General features: G+C 71.9%; 20 protein-coding genes. 15 read left to right on the top strand and 5 right to left on the bottom strand.

Features of this window, described 5'->3' with window-relative positions:
* Nucleotides 1–13 precede the first annotated feature (13 nt).
* From ACYVKX_RS19450 to ACYVKX_RS19420, 7 genes are all read left to right on the top strand, one after another.
* On the top strand, nucleotides 14–976 hold the full coding sequence (locus tag ACYVKX_RS19450; RefSeq protein WP_460835331.1) for a helix-turn-helix transcriptional regulator: 963 nt from the start codon (nucleotides 14–16) through the stop codon (nucleotides 974–976).
* Nucleotides 973–1,956, top strand: coding sequence for a helix-turn-helix transcriptional regulator (locus ACYVKX_RS19445; protein ID WP_460835330.1), 984 nt, complete (start codon nucleotides 973–975; stop codon nucleotides 1,954–1,956). Before ACYVKX_RS19450 ends, ACYVKX_RS19445 begins: the two co-directional genes overlap by 4 nt.
* A gap of 76 nt (nucleotides 1,957–2,032) precedes the next feature.
* Nucleotides 2,033–2,281 (top strand): Sec-independent protein translocase subunit TatA, encoded by a 249-nt coding sequence (gene tatA, locus ACYVKX_RS19440; RefSeq protein ID WP_460835329.1) that lies wholly within the window; start codon nucleotides 2,033–2,035, stop codon nucleotides 2,279–2,281.
* A 2-nt stretch (nucleotides 2,282–2,283) separates the two neighbouring features.
* Nucleotides 2,284–3,120, top strand: a complete 837-nt coding sequence (gene tatC, locus ACYVKX_RS19435; protein ID WP_460835328.1) for a twin-arginine translocase subunit TatC — start codon at nucleotides 2,284–2,286, stop codon at nucleotides 3,118–3,120.
* Nucleotides 3,117–3,518, top strand: a complete 402-nt coding sequence (locus ACYVKX_RS19430) for a hypothetical protein (protein ID WP_460835327.1) — start codon at nucleotides 3,117–3,119, stop codon at nucleotides 3,516–3,518. The genes tatC and ACYVKX_RS19430 overlap by 4 nt, the downstream gene beginning before the upstream one ends.
* Nucleotides 3,519–3,528: 10 nt before the next feature.
* The gene (locus ACYVKX_RS19425) at nucleotides 3,529–4,407 is read left to right on the top strand and encodes a YegS/Rv2252/BmrU family lipid kinase (protein WP_460835326.1); all 879 of its coding nucleotides are present in this window, start codon (nucleotides 3,529–3,531) and stop codon (nucleotides 4,405–4,407) included.
* A 10-nt stretch (nucleotides 4,408–4,417) separates the two neighbouring features.
* Nucleotides 4,418–7,210 (top strand): DEAD/DEAH box helicase, encoded by a 2,793-nt coding sequence (locus ACYVKX_RS19420; RefSeq protein ID WP_460835325.1) that lies wholly within the window; start codon nucleotides 4,418–4,420, stop codon nucleotides 7,208–7,210.
* A 194-nt stretch (nucleotides 7,211–7,404) separates the two neighbouring features.
* Here ACYVKX_RS19420 and ACYVKX_RS19415 read toward each other — a convergent pair whose 3' ends face one another.
* Entirely contained in the window at nucleotides 7,405–8,313 is a 909-nt protein-coding gene (locus tag ACYVKX_RS19415; RefSeq protein WP_460835427.1) for a 5'-3' exonuclease, read from the bottom strand.
* Nucleotides 8,314–8,373: 60 nt separating this feature from the next.
* Between ACYVKX_RS19415 and ACYVKX_RS19410 the strand changes: the two genes are divergently transcribed.
* A complete protein-coding gene (locus tag ACYVKX_RS19410) occupies nucleotides 8,374–8,826 on the top strand; it encodes an Lrp/AsnC family transcriptional regulator (RefSeq protein WP_460835324.1) in 453 nt (150 codons plus the stop codon).
* A 127-nt stretch (nucleotides 8,827–8,953) separates the two neighbouring features.
* Here ACYVKX_RS19410 and ACYVKX_RS19405 read toward each other — a convergent pair whose 3' ends face one another.
* The gene (locus ACYVKX_RS19405; RefSeq protein ID WP_460835426.1) at nucleotides 8,954–10,444 is read right to left on the bottom strand and encodes a KamA family radical SAM protein; all 1,491 of its coding nucleotides are present in this window, start codon (nucleotides 10,442–10,444) and stop codon (nucleotides 8,954–8,956) included.
* Nucleotides 10,445–10,522: 78 nt separating this feature from the next.
* Here ACYVKX_RS19405 and kdd point away from each other — a divergent pair, with 78 nt between their 5' ends.
* From kdd to ACYVKX_RS19375, 6 genes are all read left to right on the top strand, one after another.
* Nucleotides 10,523–11,569, top strand: a complete 1,047-nt coding sequence (gene kdd, locus ACYVKX_RS19400) for an L-erythro-3,5-diaminohexanoate dehydrogenase (protein ID WP_460835323.1) — start codon at nucleotides 10,523–10,525, stop codon at nucleotides 11,567–11,569.
* Nucleotides 11,566–13,125 (top strand): lysine 5,6-aminomutase subunit alpha, encoded by a 1,560-nt coding sequence (gene kamD / locus ACYVKX_RS19395; RefSeq protein ID WP_460835322.1) that lies wholly within the window; start codon nucleotides 11,566–11,568, stop codon nucleotides 13,123–13,125. The genes kdd and kamD overlap by 4 nt, the downstream gene beginning before the upstream one ends.
* Nucleotides 13,122–13,880 (top strand): lysine 5,6-aminomutase subunit beta, encoded by a 759-nt coding sequence (gene kamE / locus ACYVKX_RS19390; protein ID WP_460835321.1) that lies wholly within the window; start codon nucleotides 13,122–13,124, stop codon nucleotides 13,878–13,880. The genes kamD and kamE overlap by 4 nt, the downstream gene beginning before the upstream one ends.
* Nucleotides 13,881–13,942: 62 nt before the next feature.
* Nucleotides 13,943–14,311, top strand: a complete 369-nt coding sequence (gene kal / locus ACYVKX_RS19385) for a 3-aminobutyryl-CoA ammonia lyase (RefSeq protein ID WP_460835320.1) — start codon at nucleotides 13,943–13,945, stop codon at nucleotides 14,309–14,311.
* 483 nt (nucleotides 14,312–14,794) lie between these two features.
* Nucleotides 14,795–15,550, top strand: coding sequence for a polyprenol monophosphomannose synthase (locus tag ACYVKX_RS19380; RefSeq protein WP_460835319.1), 756 nt, complete (start codon nucleotides 14,795–14,797; stop codon nucleotides 15,548–15,550).
* A complete protein-coding gene (locus tag ACYVKX_RS19375) occupies nucleotides 15,547–16,026 on the top strand; it encodes an FxsA family protein (RefSeq protein WP_460835318.1) in 480 nt (159 codons plus the stop codon). Before ACYVKX_RS19380 ends, ACYVKX_RS19375 begins: the two co-directional genes overlap by 4 nt.
* Before the next feature lie 4 nt (nucleotides 16,027–16,030).
* On the opposite strand, the gene ACYVKX_RS19370 is transcribed toward ACYVKX_RS19375, so the two are convergent.
* The 3 genes from ACYVKX_RS19370 to ACYVKX_RS19360 form a co-directional block, all read right to left on the bottom strand.
* Nucleotides 16,031–16,417 (bottom strand): RNA polymerase-binding protein RbpA, encoded by a 387-nt coding sequence (locus ACYVKX_RS19370; RefSeq protein WP_460835317.1) that lies wholly within the window; start codon nucleotides 16,415–16,417, stop codon nucleotides 16,031–16,033.
* A 214-nt stretch (nucleotides 16,418–16,631) separates the two neighbouring features.
* On the bottom strand, nucleotides 16,632–18,002 hold the full coding sequence (locus ACYVKX_RS19365; RefSeq protein WP_460835316.1) for an MFS transporter: 1,371 nt from the start codon (nucleotides 18,000–18,002) through the stop codon (nucleotides 16,632–16,634).
* Nucleotides 17,999–18,799: a glycerophosphodiester phosphodiesterase gene (locus ACYVKX_RS19360; RefSeq protein WP_460835315.1), complete on the bottom strand. Its 801-nt coding sequence runs from the start codon at nucleotides 18,797–18,799 to the stop codon at nucleotides 17,999–18,001. The genes ACYVKX_RS19365 and ACYVKX_RS19360 overlap by 4 nt, the downstream gene beginning before the upstream one ends.
* 62 nt (nucleotides 18,800–18,861) lie before the next feature.
* Here ACYVKX_RS19360 and ACYVKX_RS19355 point away from each other — a divergent pair, with 62 nt between their 5' ends.
* Entirely contained in the window at nucleotides 18,862–19,134 is a 273-nt protein-coding gene (locus ACYVKX_RS19355; RefSeq protein WP_460835314.1) for a TFIIB-type zinc ribbon-containing protein, read from the top strand.
* Nucleotides 19,135–19,166: the final 32 nt, after the last annotated feature.

Raw genomic sequence — 19,166 nt, 5'->3', positions numbered from 1 at the left:
GTGCGCGTTGACCGTGCAGAAGAGTGAGCGCCTGCTCAACCTGCTCATCATGCTGCTCGTCCAGCGCCACTACGTCGCCAAGGAGCGGATCCGCACGATTCTCTACCCCGACTCGAGCACGGACGCCTTCGAGAAGATGTTCGAGCGGGACAAGGAGGAGCTGCGCAGCCTCGGGGTGCCGATCGAGGTGGGCAGCATGGACGCCTACTTCGATGACGAGCCGGGCTACCGGATCCGCGCCGACGAGCTGTCCCTGCCCGACATCGAGCTCACCGCCGACGAGGCGGCGGTGATCGGCCTGGCGACCCGGGTGTGGCAGCACGCCCGGCTCGCCGAGGCCACCACCGAGGCGGTCCGCAAGCTCACCGCGCTCGGCGTCCCGCTCGACGTGAGCGCGCTGGACATCGCCCAGCCGCGGCTGAGCGCCGAGGAGCCGTCGTTCGACGTCTTCTGGGAGGCGGTCCAGGAGCGGACGCCGGTCGAGTTCGACTACCGGCGGGCCGGCGCGGTCGGGCACGCGACCCGCCACCTTCAGCCCTGGGGCGTGGTCCGCTACTCCGGACGCTGGTACGTCGTCGGCCTCGACACCGACCGGGGCGAGGAGCGCGTCTTCCGGCTCTCGCGGGTCCAGGGCGAGGCGCGCAAGCGGGGCCGGCCGGGCTCCTACGAGGTGCCCGACGGCACCGACGTCCGTGCGACCACGGTCCGGCTCGCCCCGCCCCCGCGCACGACCCGCGTCGTGCTGCTCGTCCGCGAGAACGCCGGACTGGCGCTGCGCCGCGACGCCGAGTCGGTCGAGACCGGGGTGCCCGGCCCGGACGACCGCACGGGCTGGGACCGCCTGGTGCTCAGCCGCAGCAGCGACGCCGCCGACGAGATCCTCGGCTACGGCCCCGACGTGTACGTCGAGCAGCCCGCCGAGCTCCGCGACCAGGTCGTCCGCCGGCTGCGCGCGGTCGTGGAGGTCGCCTCGTGAGCGTCGCCGCCGGCGCCAAGGACCAGGTCGCCCGGCTGCTCACCCTGGTGCCCTACCTCCACCGCCACGGGACGGTCCGTCTGGAGGAGGCGGCGGCCGCCCTCGGCGTACCCGCGGACCAGCTCCTCGGCGACCTGAAGGTGCTGCTCATGTGCGGCCTGCCCGGCGGCTACCCCGACGACCTGATCGACGTCGACCTCGACGCGCTCGAGGGACCCGAGGCCGACGGCGTCATCCGGGTCTCGAACGCCGAGTACCTGGCCCGCCCGCTCCGGCTCACGCCCACCGAGGCCACCGCGATCATCGTCGCCCTCCGCGCCCTGCGCGGCGGCGCCGGCGCGGACACCCGCGAGGTCGTCGACCGGGCGCTGGCCAAGCTCGAGGGCGCCGCCGCGCAGGGCTCCGCGGTGCCGCTGATCGACCCGGGGGAGGAGCCCCGCGGCCGCGACCTGGCGCGGCTGGAGGCCGACCTCCAGGACGCCGTCGCCCGCCGGCGTCAGGTCCGGCTGACCTACTTCGCGCCGAGCCGCGACGAGCGGTCCGAGCGCACCGTCGACCCGCGCGGCGTCGTCGCCGCCGAGGGCTTTACCTACCTCGACGCCTGGTGCCACGCCGCCGGCGGGCCGCGGCTGTTCCGGCTGGACCGGATCCAGGACGCCGAGGTCCTCGACGACCCGATCGCGACCGAGGCCGAGCCGCCTCGCGACCTGGGCGACGGGCTGTTCACCCGCGGCGGCGACACCACCCCGGTGACGCTCCGTCTGGAGCCGGCCGCACGCTGGATCATCGACTACTACCCGGTCGAGGCGGTGCGCCCACGCCGGGGCGGCACGCTCGAGGTCGACCTGCTGGTCGCCGACGAGCGCTGGCTGCAGCGGCTGCTGCTCCGGCTGGCGCCGCACGCGCGCGTGCTCAGCCCGGCCGGGTACGACGAGGCGTTCGCCGACCGTGCCCGGACCACGCTCGGGCTCTACCGCTGATCCGGCGTACGATGGGTCCCGCACCAACCACGACAGATCGACAGATGAGGTCACGATGCTCACCCCAATGATCGGCATGCCCCAGGGAGCCGAGTGGCTCGTCATTCTGGCGATCGTGATCCTCGTCTTCGGTGCGGCCAAGCTCCCCGACCTCGCCCGCGGCACGGGCCAGGCGCTGCGGATCTTCAAGTCCGAGACCAAGGGCCTGCGCGACGACGACGAGAAGGACGCGCCCGCCCCGCCGCCGAGCCAGCTCCCGCCGGCGACGGAGGCGCAGCAGCCGCTCCGGTCCGAGGACTCCCAGACCGACAAGCACAACGGCTGACGTTGGCCCTCCGCGGGATCCTCCGGCTCTTCGCCGGGACCCCCGTCCACCCCGTCGGCGCCGACGGGCGGATGGCGCTCTCGGACCACCTGAGGGAGTTGCGCGCCCGGATCCTCAAGGTGGCGCTGACCCTGATCGTCGCGCTCGTCGTCGCGCTGTTCTTCTACGAGCAGCTCTTCGACTTCGTCTACGGCCCCTACGAGGACGCCAAGGAGTCGTTGCCCAAGGGCGCGACGCTCGCGACCACGAGTGGGGCGGGCGGCGGCCTGATGCTCTACCTGAAGCTCTGCGGCTTCACGGCGCTGATCGGCACCAGCCCGATCTGGCTCTACCAGATCTGGGCGTTCGTCCTTCCCGGCCTGCACCCGAGCGAGAGGCGCTGGTCCTACGTCTTCCTCGCCGTCGCCGGCCCGTTGTTCGCGGCCGGCGTGGTGCTCGGGTTCCTGACCCTGCCGAAGGGCCTCGAGGTCCTGATCGGCCTGAACCCCGACGTGATCACCAACATCCTCGACTTCAACGATTACCTGCAGTTCTTCTTCCGCACCCTGCTGGTCTTCGGCCTCGCCTTCGAGATCCCGGTGTTCGTGATCATGCTGAACCGCGCCGGCGTGGTGAAGGGCCGCACCCTCGCTCGCTACCGGCACTGGATCATCATCGCCATCTTCGTCTTCGCGGCGGTGGCCACGCCGTCGACCGACCCGTTCACGATGACGTTCATGGCCGTCCCGATGGTCCTCCTCTACCTGGTGTCCGAGGTGATCGCGCGGATGAACGACAACCGCCGTGCCCGCCGCAACCCGTTCTCGGGCCTCTCGCCCGACGAGGCCGCGCCCCTGTGACCCGTCGGATCACCACGGTCGACCCGTTCGACCTCCCCGACTGGCTCGGCGAGGAGGACGTCACCTGGAGCACCGAGTCCGGTCTCCGGCGGGGGTACGACGTCGCCGGGACGCTCACCGGCCACGACCGCGCGCCGGTGCCGTGCGACCTGCTCGCCGTCGACGAGGCCTACCCGGTCCCGGTGGCCGACGAGCAGGTCCGCCACGACGCCCACCAGGCGTGGCGGCACGGGCAGGTGCTCGTCGTCGAGGTCGAGGGGCGGGTGACGCTCGCCGTCCCCGGCACCGGCTTCACCGCCGACCTCGTGATGGACGCGCTCAGCCGGCTCGCCAAGGCGGTCGGCGCCTCCCCTGACCACTACTCCGTCCGCCTGCGGATCGGCACCGCGAAGTCCTAGAGTCCACCGCGTGAAGGTCCTCAGGGAGATCGCGCTGCTCACCAACCCGACCGCCGGCAAGGGTCGCGGTGCCCGCTTCCGCGATGCCGCCGCCACCCACCTCCGCGCCGCCGGGCTGAGCGTGCGCACCCTCGAGGGCCGCGACGCCGACGAGGCGCTCGACCTGGCGCGCTCGGTCGTCGAGGAGGGCACGGACGGCCTGGTCCTGTGCGGCGGGGACGGCATGGTCCACCTCGGCGTCCAGGCGACGGCCGGGACGGGTACGCCGATCGGCATCATCCCGGCGGGCACCGGCAACGACGTCGCCCGCTACTTCGACATCGCGCGCAAGGACCCGGTGGCCGCGGCCGAGCAGCTGCTTCGCGGCGAGGTCCGCGCCGTCGACCTGGCCCGGACCGGGACGAGGTACTTCGTCACGGTGCTCGCCGCCGGCTTCGACGCGATCGTCAACGAGCGGGCCAACCAGATGACCTGGCCGAAGGGCCAGATGCGCTACAACATCGCCACGCTGGCCGAGCTGCGCACGTTCAGGCCGATCCCGTACGCGCTCGAGCTCGACGGCGAGCAACGGCTCCTGGAGGCGATGCTGGTCGCGGTCGGCAACGGCCCGTCCTTCGGCGGCGGACTGCGCATCACCGAGGGCGCGATCCTCGACGACGGCTACCTCGACGTCGTCATCATCAGGCCGATGAGCAGGCCCGGCCTGGTCAGGACCTACCCGAAGCTGTTCAAGGGCACCCACGTCACCCACCCGGCCTACGAGCACCACCGGGTCAGGACCGTCACGGTCGCCGCGCCCGGGATCGTCTCGTACGCCGACGGCGAGCGCTTCGGCGCGCTCCCGCTGACCGTGGAGTGCGCCGCCGGCGCGCTGCAGGTGCTCGCGTAGGTTGGAGGGCATGACGACGTCGGACGAGGCCAGTCCGTCCGAGCGGTACGCCGACTTCGCCAGGCACCGCCAGCACCCGGTGCTCAAGGACTTCCAGGCGCTCTACGACTTCCCGCTCGACGAGTTCCAGCTCGAGGGCTGCCGGGCCATCGAGGACGGCCGCGGCGTGCTGGTCGCCGCGCCGACGGGCTCCGGCAAGACCGTCGTCGGCGAGTTCGCGGTCCACCTCGCGATGCAGACCGGACGCAAGTGCTTCTACACGACGCCGATCAAGGCGCTGTCGAACCAGAAGTTCAACGACCTCGTCACCCGCTACGGCCCCGAGCAGGTCGGCCTGCTGACCGGCGACAACGTCGTCAACGGCGAGGCGCCGATCGTGGTGATGACGACCGAGGTGCTGCGCAACATGCTGTACGCCGGGTCGCGCACCCTGCTGGGACTCGGCTTCGTGGTGATGGACGAGGTCCACTACCTCGCCGACCGCTCTCGGGGCGCGGTCTGGGAGGAGGTCATCATCCACCTCCCGGAGTCGGTGTCGCTGATCTCGCTGTCCGCCACCGTCTCCAACGCCGAGGAGTTCGGCGAATGGCTCGAAACGGTCCGCGGCGACACCCGCACCATCGTCGAGGAGCGGCGGCCGGTCCCGCTCTACCAGCACGTGATGGTCGGCCGCCGGGTGCTCGACCTGTTCGCGAGGTCCGACGTGGACGCCGCGGCCGGATTCGTGAAGGAGGGCGCGCCGGTCAACGACGAGCTGCTCAAGATCGCCCGCGACGACTGGGCCAGCACCCGGGTCCGCGACCGCCGTACTCCCCGCGGGAGGGGCCGGCCCGGGCAGCGCAACGTCGGCAACGGCCGCCGGGTGTGGATCCCGAGCCGGCCCGACGCGATCGAGCAGCTCGACCGGATGGCGCTGCTGCCGGCGATCGTCTTCATCTTCAGCCGGGTCGGGTGCGACGCGGCGGTCACCCAGTGCCTCAGCGCGGGCGTCCGCCTGACCACGCCCGAGGAGCGCGACGAGATCTACGCGTTCGTCGAGGAGGCGTGCTCGCACCTGCCGTCCGAGGACCTGCACGTCCTCGGCTACCACGACTTCCTCGATGGCCTGACCCGCGGCGTCGCGGCGCACCACGCGGGCATGCTGCCGGCGTTCAAGGAGTGCGTGGAGGAGCTGTTCCTGCGCGGGCTCTGCAAGGTCGTGTTCGCCACCGAGACGCTCGCGCTCGGCATCAACATGCCGGCGCGGACGGTCGTGATCGAGAAGCTCTCGAAGTGGAACGGCGAGACGCACGCCGACATCACGCCGGGGGAGTACACCCAGCTGACCGGCCGCGCCGGCCGCCGCGGCCTCGACACGGAGGGGCACGCGGTCGTGCTCTGGCAGCCGGGCACGGACCCACGCCAGGTCGCGGGCCTCGCCTCGACGCGCACCTACCCGCTCCGCTCGTCGTTCCGCCCGTCGTACAACATGGCGGTCAACCTCGTGCACCAGTTCGGGCGGGAGCGGTCGCGGGAGCTGCTGGAGCAGTCGTTCGCGCAGTTCCAGGCCGACAAGGCGGTCGTCGGGCTGGCGCGGCAGCTCCGGTCGGCCGAGGACGCGCTCGACGGCTACCGCGAGGCGGCGGCCTGTCATCTCGGCGACTTCATGGAGTACGCCGGCCTCCGCCGCCGGATCGGCGAGGTCGAGAAGGGCGCCAGCCGCGCGCGCAAGGCGGACCGGCGCGAGGAGGCGCTGGAGTCGCTGCGCGCGCTCAAGCCCGGCGACGTGATCGCGGTGCCGACCGGGAAGTTCGCCGGGTACGCCGTCGTGGTCGACCCCGGCTGGTCGCCGGAGGGCCCGCGTCCGTACGTCGTGACGGCCGACCGACAGGCCCGGCGGCTGGCGATGATCGACTTCCCGACCCCGGTGACCGCGCTGGCGCGGGTCCGGGTGCCGAAGGGCTTCAACGGCCGCAACCCGCAGATGCGGCGCGACCTCGCCTCCGCGCTGCGGTCGCGCACCAACGACCTCGCGCCGCCCCCGCCGTCGCGGACCGCGAAGGACGACCGGTCGCGCACGGCGGCCGACGACGAGATCGCGGAGCTGCGCGCGCAGCTGCGCGCACACCCGTGCCATGCCTGCCCGGACCGCGAGGACCATGCGCGCTGGGCCGAGCGGTGGTTCAAGCTCGACCGCGACGCGCAGACCCTGAAGCGCCGGGTCGAGCGGCGCACGAACACCGTGGCCCGCACGTTCGACCGGGTCTGCGACGTGCTGACGGCACTCGGCTACCTCGACGGCGACACGATCACCGAGCGCGGCCGGCCGCTGATGCGGATCTACTCCGAGCTCGACCTGGTCGCCGCGGAGTGCATCCGGATCGGGCTCTGGGACGACCTCGACCCCTCCGGACTCGCGGCCGTGCTCTCGGTGCTGGTCTTCGAGGCCCGCCGGCCCGACGACGCGTCGTCACCGCGGATGCCGGGCGGCGCCGTCCGCGACGTGGTCGGCGAGATGGTGCGGCTCTGGGGCACCCTCGACGCCCTCGAGCGCGACCATCGGCTCGACTTCCTCCGCCAGCCCGACCTCGGGTTCGCCTGGGTGGCCTACCGCTGGGCCGAGGGCGACGAGCTCGACGACGTGCTGCTGGTCAGCGACCTGGCCGCGGGCGACTTCGTGCGCTGGATGAAGCAGCTCGTCGACCTCGCCGGGCAGGTCGCCGACGCCGCGGGTCCAACCCCGCTGCGTGAGAGCGCGCGCGAGGCGGTCCGCCGGCTGCGGCGCGGCGTCGTGGCCTACTCCTCGCTCGCCGACGACGACTGACCCTGCCGAACCGCATCCTCGGCCGATACGTCGCCATCGACGAGGTCGGCTGCTTCAGTTTGCGTGGTAGTCGCGCGGTTTGGTCACCAACCGCAGCTGGGAGCGCTCCCGATCTGCGGTTGGTGACCAAACCGCGGATGCTTCCGACGCCGTGCCGGTCGCGACGTCATCGACCGGACGGTCGAGCTGGCTCGTCAGCGGGCATCGCAGAGCACCTCCGTCAGGCGCTGCACGGGGCTCGCGATGCCCCAGCGCTCGCCCAGCTCGGCCACCTTCGCCAGGTCGCGCGGCTCGCGGGGGAGCGCGGTGGGCGGCGCGCCGAGGTCGAGGTCGCGGGCGACCGCCACCACCTGCGGCGCGATCTCGAGGTACGCCGCCGCGGCCCTGACCTTGCCGCGGGGGCCCGGACCCAGGTCGGAGTCGGGGTCGAGCGCGGCGGCCACGATGCCGTCCATGTCGCCGAACCGCCCCAGCAGGGTCGCCGCGGTCTTCTCACCGACACCCGCGACACCGGGGAGGCCGTCCGAGGCGTCGCCGCGCAGGGTCGCGAAGTCGGCGTACTGGTGGGCGTCGATGCCGTACTTGGCGCGCACCCACTCGTTGGTCACCCGCTCGTGGTTGCCGACCCCGCGGGCGATGTAGAGCACCCGCACGTCGCGGTCGTCGTCGACGAGCTGGAACAGGTCACGGTCCCCGGTGACGATGTCGACCGGCTGGCGTGCCTGCGCGGCGAACGAGCCGATCACGTCGTCGGCCTCGTAGTCGTCCTTGCCGATCACGCAGATCCCGAAGGCGTCGAGGACCTCGCGGATGATCGGCACCTGCACCTCGAGCGGATCGGGGACCTCCTCGACGTCGGGCGCGTCCGAGCGCTCGGCGGCGACGCGGTGCGCCTTGTACGACGGCAGCAGGTCGACCCGCCACTGCGGCCGCCAGTCGTTGTCCCAGCAGCAGACCAGGTCGCTGGGCCGGTAGTCGCCCACCAGCCGCGAGACGAAGTCGAGGAGCCCGCGCACCGCGTTGACCGGCGTACCGTCCGGGGCGTTGATCTCCGGGACGCCGAAGAAGGCCCGGAAGTACATCGAGGCGGTGTCGAGGAGCATCAGTCGTCCGGGCTGGCCAGTCACGCCCCGCATCCTGCCACGGGCGGCTACCCTGCTCGCGTGAACCAGTCAGAGCTCGAAGCCACGGATCGCAAGATCCTGGGGCTGCTCGCCGCCGACGGCCGGATGTCCTTCACCGACCTCGGCAAGGCGACCGGGCTGTCGACCTCCGCCGTCCACCAGCGGGTCAAGCGGCTGGAGTCGCGCGGGCTGATCACGGGGTACGGCGCGACCATCGACCACGAGCAGCTCGGCCTGCCGCTCACCGCGTTCATCTCGATCCGCCCGATCGACCCCTCGCAGCCCGACGACTCCCCGGAGCGCGTGCGCGCCATCGCGGAGATCGAGTCGTGCTGGTCGGTCGCCGGCGACGAGTCCTACATCCTCAAGGTGCGCGTCGCCACCCCCACCGACCTCGAGGACCTGCTCGCCCGGATCCGCGCCGCCGCCAACGTCTCCACGCGGACCACGATCGTCCTCTCCACCCCGTACGAGGGCCGCCCGATCAACTGACCCGCGAGTCGGCGCATCTTGCCCGTTCGGGAGGCGCGGTCGGCGGCATGTGGATTGGTCACCAACCGCAACATTCCGGGCCGAAGACGTGCGGTTGGTGACCAATCCACATCATGCTGGCCCGCGATCACCAGGCATGGAGGGCAGCCGTACGGCGCGACGCCTCGGCGACCTCGGCCGCCTTCAGGTCGGCCGAGGAGAGGTCGGCGTGCTGAGCCCACCACTCCTGCCCGGCGGCCGGGAGAGTATGGATCGGGTCGTAGTACTCGTAGGTCCTCGTCAGGGCGTCCGAGGAGGACGCCTCGATCGAGGTGCGGTAGTTCTTCGTCCAGTACGAGATGCCCCGCTCGGTGTCGTAGCCGGCGAGCTGGTGCACCCAGCGCTTGCCGACGAACGGCACGTCGCAGACGATCCGTGGGGTCGCGAAGCCGGGCAGATAGCCCATGATGTGGTGCTGCAGGTGCTGCGCGTCGGCGACCGAGACCCGCCAGTGCTCCGAGAACGGGATCATGTCGCACAGGTAGAAGTAGTACGGCATGATCTGCGCACCATCGAGCAGCCGGAAGCACAGGTCGAGCAGCGCGTGCGGGTCGGCGTTGACGCCGCCCAGCAGCACGCCCTGGTTGCGCACGTCGCGGACGCCGGCCTCGAGCATCGCCTTGGCCGCGTCGGCGACCAGCGGGGTGATCGAGTTGGCGTGGTTGGCGTGGGTGTGGATCGCGATCGAGACGCCGCGCGCCCGAGCGGTCCCCGCCACCCGCGCCATGCCGGCGCGCACGTCGTCCTGCAGCCAGTGCTGGGGCAGTCCGACGAGCGCCTTTGTGGCGAGCCGGATGTCGCGGATGTTCTCGATCTCGAGCAGCCGGGTGAGGAAGTCCTCCAGACGGGCCCACGGCATGTTGGCCACGTCGCCGCCGGAGACCACCACGTCGCGCACCGAGGGGGTACGCCGCAGATAGTCGAGCATCGCGCCGAGCCGGTCTTGCGGTTTGGTCACAAATCGCAACTTCTCGACCGTCGCGGTGGAGTTGCCGACCAGGTCCATGCGGGTGCAGTGGCCGCAGTACTGCGGGCAGGTGGGCAGCAGCTCGGCCAGCACCTTGGTGGGGTAGCGGTGGGTCAGGCCCTCGGCCACCCACATGTCGTGCTCGTGCAGCGAGTCGCGGGTGGCGTGCGGGTGCGAGGACCAGTCCGTGCGCCGGTCGGAGAACACCGGGATCATGTAGCGGCGGACCGGGTCAGCGTAGAACTCCTCGGTCAGCGAGCCCGGCCCGGAGGGCCCTTGTCCGTCCCCAGCGTGCGGGACCATCGTGTTCATCATCTGCGGCGGCACCAGCATCGACATGGTCGCCCGCTCGGCCTGGTCGCGCTCGAGGTCGGCGTAGAACCGCTCGTCGAGCAGGTCGCCCATCAGCTCGCGGAGCTGCCGGACGCTCTTGACGCAGTGCGCGCGCTGCCACTGCACGGACTCCCACTCGGCGGTGGTGACGTCCCGCCAGCCCGGGAACCGGGTCCAGTCGGGCTCGACCAGCTCCACGCGGCGGTACGGGTACGGCTGGCCGGACCCCTCCCAGAGATCCGACTCCCAGAGATCCGGCGCAGCGTTGGCGATCTCGATGGTCACTCAGCCACTGTAGGCGGCGATTCTCCGGTCTGTCGAATGCCACGCCGGATAATCTTTCGCTACGATCCATATGTGCGAGATGTTCCCAGCGATCCGACCGGCCTGCACCGCGTGCTCGACGCCAGCGTCGACGGCAGCGTCCGGCTACCGCAGGCCGCCGACCGGCTCGACACCCGCCGCGAGCTGTGGCCCGACGAGGTCCGGGTCCGGGTCGAGCGGCTGAACCTGGACGCGGCGTCGTATCGCCAGCTGGAGGAAAAGCACGCCGGCGACGGTGCGCGGGTCCGCGCCGAGGTCCTCGACATCGTCCGCGCCCGCGGCAAGATGCAGAACCCCGAGACCGGCTCGGGCGGCATGCTCGTCGGCACCGTCGAGGAGGTCGGCCCGGAGTCGCCGCTCGGCCTCGCCGTCGGCGACCGGGTCGCCACGCTCGTCTCGCTCACGCTGACGCCGCTCGTCATCGAGGACGAGCTGCGGGGGTGGGACGGGCTGGGGGAGCAGGTGCCCTGCGACGGGTACGCCGTGCTGTTCGGCCGCTCCGTCGCGGCGGTCCTCCCCGACGACCTGCCGGCCGAGCTGAGCCTGTCGGTCATGGACGTGTGCGGCGCTCCCGCGCTGACCGCGCGCGTCGTGGAGCAGTACGACGCCCCGGTGGTCGCCGTGATCGGCGGCGCCGGCAAGTCCGGCTCGCTCAGCCTGGCCGCGGCCCGCCGGGCCGGCGCGGAGCGCACCATCGGCGTGGTCCCGCACCGGCCGGAGGCCGACCTCCTCGCCGGCACCGGGCTCGCCGACGAGGTCGTCGTCGCCGACGCCCGCAACCCGATCGCGCTGCGCGACGCGGTGACCGCCGCCGGAGGACCGGCCGACGTCACCGTCGTCTGCGTCGACGTGCCCGGATGCGAGGGCGGCGCGATCCTGGCGACCGCCGACCGGGGCACGGTCGTCTTCTTCTCGATGGCCACGTCGTTCTCCGCCGCCGCGCTAGGCGCCGAGGGGCTGGCCGCCGATGTCACCATGCTGGTGGGCAACGGCTACGCGCCCGGCCACGCGGCGTACGCCCTGGAGCTGCTCCGGGAGACGCCCGGCGTGCGCGACCTGTTCGAGAGGAGGCTGGGATGAGCGGCAAGCTCGACCTCGACCCGCGCACCGTCAAGCAGGCCCGCGCGCTCGCGCGCAAGGCGGGCCGGCCGATCGTGACGATGGCGAGGAGGCACACCACGGTCGCCGTCGAGCGGGCCACGCTGCGCCTGGCCGGCCTCGAAGGCGCCGACCCCGACGGCACGCCGTGGGTGAACCGCCTCCTCGACGTGGTCCGCGCCGACACCGGTCTGGAGCACGGCGTCGCGCTACCCGTCTGGGACGCGCTGCTCCGCGGCGAGGCCGACGACCTGGCGGCGCTCGCCGAGAAGGCGTCGGCCGGCTCGGTCACCTTCCGGCTGCCCGAGGGCAGGGCCGCCGACCGCGCCCGCCGGGCGTCCCGCGCCCAGGTGGGCCGCGGCATCAAGCTCATCGACAGGCGCCGTACCGAGCGGGAGCGCCTGATCAAGCGCTTCGGCGACGCCCCGCGCACGCCGTGGATCTACCTGATCGTCGCCACCGGCGACATCCACGAGGACATCCCGCAGGCCCAGCAGGCCGCGCGCGAGGGCGCCGACGTGATCGCGGTGATCCGCTCGACCGGCCAGAGCCTGCTCGACTTCGTGCCCGAGGGCGCGACCCGCGAGGGCTTCGCCGGCACCTACGCCACCCAGGAGAACTTCCGGCTGATGCGGGCCGCGCTGGACGAGTTCAGCAGCGAGCTGGGCCGCTACGTCCGGCTCACCAACTACGCCTCCGGCCTGTGCATGCCGGAGATCGCGACGCTCGCCGGCCTGGAGCGGCTCGACATGATGCTCAACGACTCGATGTACGGGATCCTCTTCCGCGACATCAACCCCGTGCGCACGTTCGTCGACCAGCGCTTCAGCCGCCAGGTCCACGCCCGCGCCGGCATCATCATCAACACCGGCGAGGACAACTACCTCACCACCGCCGACGCGGTCGAGGCCGCGCACACGGTGACGACCAGCCAGCTGCTCAACGAGTACTTCGCCAAGGAGGCCGGCCTCGAGGACTGGCAGCTCGGCCTGGGCCACGCCTTCGAGATCGACCCGGACGTACCGGACTCGTTCCGCCTCGAGCTCGCCCACGCGATGCTCGCCCGCGAGCTGTTCCCGGACGCGCCGCTGAAGTGGATGCCGCCGACTCGCCACATGACCGGCGACGTGTTCCGCGGCTACCTGCTCGACGGGTTCTTCAACCTCGCCGGCGCCCTGACTGGGCAGGGCATCCTGCTCGTGGGCATGATGACCGAGGCCGTCGTGACGCCGTGGCTCTCCGACCGCGACCTCGCGCTCCAGAACGTCCGCTATGTCCTGAACGCCGCCGGCAGCCTGCACGAGGACCTCCGTCCGTCGCCCGACGGTTTCATCGCCGAGCGCGCGCGTCAGGTGCTCGGCGAGTCGATCGACCTGCTCTCGAAGATCGGCGAAGAGGGTCTGCTCGATGCGATCGCGGACGGCACCTTCGGCCTGATGAAGCGCCCGCAGGACGCCGGCAAGGGCCTCGATGGCGTCGCGAGGAAGTCGAGCGCCTACTACAACCCGGCGACCGAGATCCTGGAGGCCAAGGCATGAGTAGCCAGCTCGTCCGTCCGTACGGCGACACCACCGGCGACGGCATGGTGCAGGTCAGCTTCACCCTGCCCGTCAACGGGCAGGGCCCGCACGCGAAGGTCGCCGAGGGCGCCGCCGCCCAGCTCGCCGCCAAGATGGGGTTGGACCCGGCGCTGGTCGTGCACGTCAAGCCGATGGGGCCGGACTTCACGTTCTTCGTGGTCTACGGCCGGGTCCACCACCTGGTGAACCTCGACGAGGTCGAGGTGGTCGAGCGCGACTACCCGCTGCTCACCCCCAAGGAGGCGAACGCCGCGATCAAGCGGGCGATGCGCCGCCGGCTGGTCGTCGTCGGCGGCTGCATCGGCACCGACGCACACACGGTCGGCATCGACGCGATCCTCAACGTCAAGGGCTTCGCGGGGGAGAAGGGCCTGGAGTACTACCGCGAGCTCAAGGTGGTGAACCTCGGCGCCCAGGTCTCCGTCCCGCAGCTCGTCGAGCGCGCGCGGGCCGAGAGGGCCGACGCGGTGCTCGTCTCCCAGGTCGTCACCCAGCGCGACGCCCACCTGCTCAACACCCGGGAGATGTCCGCGGCGTTCCGCGAGTCCTACCCGTCGGACGAACGGCCGCTGCTGATCGTCGGCGGACCGCGCTTCGACGAGTCGATGGCCGGCGAGCTCGGCGTCGACCGCGTCTTCACCCGCGGTACGACGCCCGGCGAGGTCGCGTCCTACTTGGTTCACCGCCTCGCCAGCACGGGAGCAGCGGCATGAGCGCCCAGTCATCAGGCCAGTCATCAGGCCAGTCATCGGCCCAGTCATCGGCCGAGGTCGGCATGAAGGTGGTCCACCGCCGCTACGTGCCGTACTCCCACGCCCACTACGCCGGCAACCTGGTCGACGGCGCCTACAGTCTCGGCCTGTTCGGGGACGTCGCCACCGAGATGTGCATCCGCACCGACGGCGACGAGGGGCTGTTCGCGTCGTACTCCGACGTGCAGTTCCAGGCGCCGGTCCGTGCCGGCGACGTCCTCGAGATCAGCTGCGAGCTGGTGCGGGTCGGCACCCGGTCGCGGGTGATGGCGTTCGCGGTGCACGTGGTCGCCCGGGGCGCGGCGACGGCGGAGCGACCCGGGGCCGCGCTCGTCCTGGAGGAGCCGATCGTGGCGACCACGGCCACCGGGACCGTCGTGGTCCCCGGCTGAGGACGCCGCCATCGCACCGCTGTCGGCGTGTCGTCTGCGACACGCCGACAGCGCTCCGGAAATTCGCCCCGATTTCCGACTCCGAACCACCTCCCTGACCTGCGCCTTCGCGCATCTGCGCAGGTCAGGTCGCTCTTGACGATCCCACCCGTCGCGATCCAGTCTCGGTGCCGTTCGCCCGTGCAGATCGTGGTCGGCGTACCGACGTCCGAGTGGCCGGGTCGGAGGGTGGGAGTGCCAGCCATCCGTCAGACCTGGTTCGCGGAGGTCGGTCCGCCCCCGAGGGTGGACTCGGAGGAGACCCGCGTCCCCTAGACAACAGCCTCGTCCCCGGCAGCCGGTCGGAGGCGGACTGGACCGAAGGGTGCGGGTCCCTTCCGACCTCTCTCCGCCCGCCGCCGGGTAGTTTCTGACTGTGCTGCTCCGCGTCCTGGCCGTCTCGCCCCTCGTCCCGGTCGTCGCCACGAGCGGGACGGCGACGACATGAGTGACCACCCGAGTCTGGGCCGGGTGGTCGTCGTCGTCCCGACGTACAACGAGGCGGACAACCTCGCGTGGATCGTCGGGCGGGTGCGCGCCGCGCAGCCGGACGTCGACGTCCTCGTCGTCGACGACGGGTCGCCGGACGGCACCGGCGCGATCGCCGACGGGCTGGCGGCCGCCGACCCCCGGGTGCAGGTGCTGCACCGTACGGCGAAGGCGGGGCTCGGCGCGGCGTACCTCCACGGCTTCCGGGTCGCGCTCGACGCCGGGTACGACGTGATCGGCGAGATGGACGCCGACGGCTCCCACCAGCCCGAGCAGCTCGACCGGCTGCTGGCCGCCCTGGAGACCGCCGACCTCGTGATCGGGTCGCGCTGGGTTCCCGGCGGGGCGGTCGTGAACTGGCCGCTGCAGCGCGAGCTGCTCTCGCGCGGCGGCAACCTCTACGTGCGGCTGCTGCTCGGGGTGAGGGTGCGCGACGCGACCGCCGGCTACCGGCTGTTCCGGCGGGCCACGCTGGAGAGGATCGACCTCGCGTCGGTGCGGTCGACCGGCTACGTGTTCCAGACCGACATGGTCGCCCGCACGCTGGCGGCCGGTCTGGTCGTGAAGGAGGTCCCGATCGAGTTCGTGGAGCGGATCCGCGGCGACTCCAAGATGAGCGGCTCGGTCGCGACCGAGTCGCTGCGCCGGATCACCGCCTGGGGGCTGCGGGAGCGCCGCGACCAGCTGCGCCGCGCGTGGGGCAGGAGATGAGCGCCGTACGCCGCCGCAGCGGCCCGGTCACCGCCGTGCTGCTCACGGTGTTCGTCCTGCTGCCGATCCTGGAGATCTACGTGATCATCCAGGTCGGCCAGGTGATCGGGCCGTGGTGGACCGTCCTGCTGCTCGTCGCCGACAGCGTCTTCGGCACCTGGCTGATCAGGCACGAGGGCGCTCGCGCGTGGCGGTCGCTGCGCGATGCCCTGCGCGATGCCCTGGGCGACGGCCGGATGCCGGCGACCGAGCTCGCCGACGGCGCGCTGATCCTCGTCGGCGGCACCCTGATGCTCGCGCCGGGGTTCGTGACCGATGCCTTCGGCATCCTGCTGATCCTGCCGTTCACCCGACCGCTGTTCCGGCGGGCGCTCGCCGCGGTGGTCGCCCGGCGGATCACGGTCCTGGACGCGACTCGCCCCGGACGCGGGCCCGAGGGCCCGGTCGTCCGGGGCGAGGTGGTCGACGAGGACTGAGTCGTCAGGCGGAGGCTCTCCGCTTCTTCTGGTTGGCGCGGTGCAGGTGCGCCGGGCCGATCTCACCGTCGCGGAGCAGCTGGAGCCGCTCCTTGAGGATGTCCTCGAGCTCCTTCTCCGAACGGCGCTCGAGCAGCATGTCCCAGTGGGTGCGGGCCGGCTTCTCGGCCTTCGCCTCGGGCTGGATGCCGGCGACGCTGAGGGCCTCCGCGCCGCAGCGCGGGCACTCCCAGACCGCCGGGACGTCGGCCTCGACCGACATCGTGATCTCGAACTCGTGCCCCTGCGGGCACCGGTAGCCGACCTGCTGGCGAGCCGCGAACTCGATGCCGCGCTCGTCCTCGAAGCTCTGGCCCCCAAGCCGCGCTCCCCGTAGCGTGCGCTCTGCCATTGAGCCACCTCCCGAATTCTCTGTTCCCCCGTTGGCGTGTCCGAGACGTGTGCTGCGAGCGTCCATGACGTCGGTTCCCTGCCCGGGTTGTACCCAGGAGGTGCACGCCTCAACCCGTTCAACGGTACGGGGAGGAGCAAGATTCCGAGAATCGCCGCGACCGCGGCGTTCGCCCGGTGTCCTCAGCCGGTGCTCTCAGGCTGAGGACACCGGATCACACGACCCGGGGGAGCGGGTTGCCGGCCTCCGCGATGCCGCGCCTCGGGTCGACCCGGAGGAGGAACCCGATGCCGATCACGAACAGCACCATGAGGGCGAGCAGCGCCGGCCGGTAGGAGTCGGTCCACTGGTGGACCAAGCCGAAGACCAGGGTGCCGATCCAGCTCGTGCCACGCTCGCAGGCCTGGTAGAGCGAGAAGTACTCCGCCTCCCGGCCCCGCGGGATCAGCTGGCTGTAGAACGATCGTGAGAGCGCCTGGGTGCCGCCGAGGACCACGCCGATGGCGACCGCCAGGGCCAGGAACAGCACCAGGTTCTCGTCGGGGGTCAGCCAGCCCGCGACGACGACCGCGAGCCAGATGAACAGGCCGGTGAGGATCACCCGGTAGGCACCGCGGCGACGGGCGAACCGGCCGAAGAGCAGCGCGCCGCCGATGCCGACGAACTGGACCACGAGGAAGGCGAGCAGCACGGTGCTCTTCTCGAAGCCGAGCTGCTTCTCGCCGTACACGGACGCGGCGTAGATGACCGTCTGGATGCCGTCGTTGTAGAAGAGGTAGGCGACCAGGAAGGTCAGCGTGACGGGGTAGCGCCGGAGGTCGCGGAGGGTGTGCCACAGCTGGCCGAAGCTCGCCCTCATCAGGCCGCCGGACTCCGCGCCCCGCCCGGCGACGGCGTTGACCGGTGGCCGGGACCGGACGCCGCGGACCGGGATGATCGTGAACACCGCCCACCACACGCCGGCCGAGAGCAGGCTGATCCGCACGGCCATCTCGGTGTTGTCGCTCATCACGGTGAGCAGCACGAAGTTGGCGGCGAGCAGCAGGCCGCCGCCGAGGTAGCCCAGCGCCCAGCCGCGCGAGGACACCCGGTCGCGGTCGTCGGGCTCGGCGACATCGACCAGCAGCGCGTCGTACACCACCAGGCTGGCGCCGAGGCAGAGCGTGGCGAGCAGCAGCAGGACGGCGCCGAGCTGCCAGCTGCTGCCGGCGACCAGGAACATCGCCGCGGCGAACGCACTGCCGGCCCAGGCGAAGCCGCCGAGCAGCCGCGGCTTGCGGGGGCTGCGGTCGGCGATCGCGCCGACGATCGGGAGCACGACGGCGGACAGGATCGTCGAGACCGTGACGATGTAGAAGACCAGGGAGCCGGCCGAGACGTCGAGGCCGAGCACCTGCAGGTCGGTCGTGCACTTGACGCCCTTGTCCTCGTCGGTGACGAAGCCGCAGGCGGCCCTCTCGGCGACCGAGGTGAGATACGGCGCGAACAGCACCGCGGCGGTCGTGGTGACGAAGGCGCTGTTGGCCCAGTCGTACCAGTACCAGGCCCGCTGCTCCGCCTTCTTCTCGGGCAGGGTGCTCGTCATGGATCACCCCTCCATCTGCCGCGTGCGACCAGCACGTCCCTGAGTATGTCGGTCCGGTCGGTGAAGATGCCGTCGACGCCCCGGTCGAGCAGAGTGTTCATCTCCGCGGCGTCGTCGATCGTCCAGACGTGCACCTGCAGGCCGACCGCGTGCGCGCGGCGGACGAAGCCGGGGGTGACGACGGTGATGCGCCGGCGCTGGTGCGGGACCTGGAATGCCTGGAAGCGGCTCTGGGTGAGCAGTCGAGCCAGGCGCGCGCTGGGCAACAGTCGGTACGCCGCGATCTCCACCGGCGTCGCACAGGTCGGCACCCGCCCTCCGGTGAGCTCCCGGAAGCGCGCCGTACGCCGGCGGGAGAAGGAGCCGACGAGGACCCGGTCCCAGGCCTCGCGGGCGGAGACGAAGTCGGCGAGCGCGGGCACGGCGCCCTCGGACTTGAGGTCGATGTTGAAGCGGACGCTCGGGAAGGCGTCGAAGAGCTCGGCCAGCGTCGGTACCGCCTCGCGGCCGTTGACCAGCGCCTCGCGGACCTCGGCGAGGCTCAGCGCGCCTACCTCGCCCTCGCGGTCGGTGACCCGGTCGAGGACGGAGTCGTGGAAGGCCAGCAGCACGCCGTCCCGGGTCACGTGGACGTCGGTCTCCAGGTAGCGGTAGCCGAGCGCCACCGCGTGCCGGAACGCGGCCAGGGTGTTCTCCAGGCCCTCGATCTCCGGGTGGTAGGCGCCACCGCGGTGCGCGAACGCGAGCACTGGCCCGGGGTCGTCGAGGTAGGCGAACCCGGTGTGCGACGTGACCACGGGAGCAGTATTCACGGCCGGTCGACCGCGCGGGACGACCGGCGGGGCGGTAGCGTCGTCCCATGGAGAGCTTGACCTGTCCTCGTTGCGGCACCGAGATGGTCACGCGGGCGCTGAGCGCCTCGCTGGGTGACGGCGAGTTCAGCCAGTGCCCCGACGGGCACGGCGTCTTCCTCGCCCGTGCCGACCTCGGCGCCCTGATCGAGTCGGAGAGCGACTGGCACCGCCACGCCGGCCAGCACACCGCCCCGATGCCGCGCATCACCGCCGACATGGCCGCCCCACCGGCCAGCCGGCCGACCCCGCGCGCCTGGGTGGAGACGCTGTTCGACTGACGGACGGGGTTGTCGCCGTCGCGGGCGTCCAG

It is taken from the genome of Nocardioides hungaricus (genome assembly GCF_054782915.1).
The sequence above is the reverse complement of the archived record's forward strand: the minus strand, read 5'-3'. Positions and strand labels throughout refer to the sequence as shown.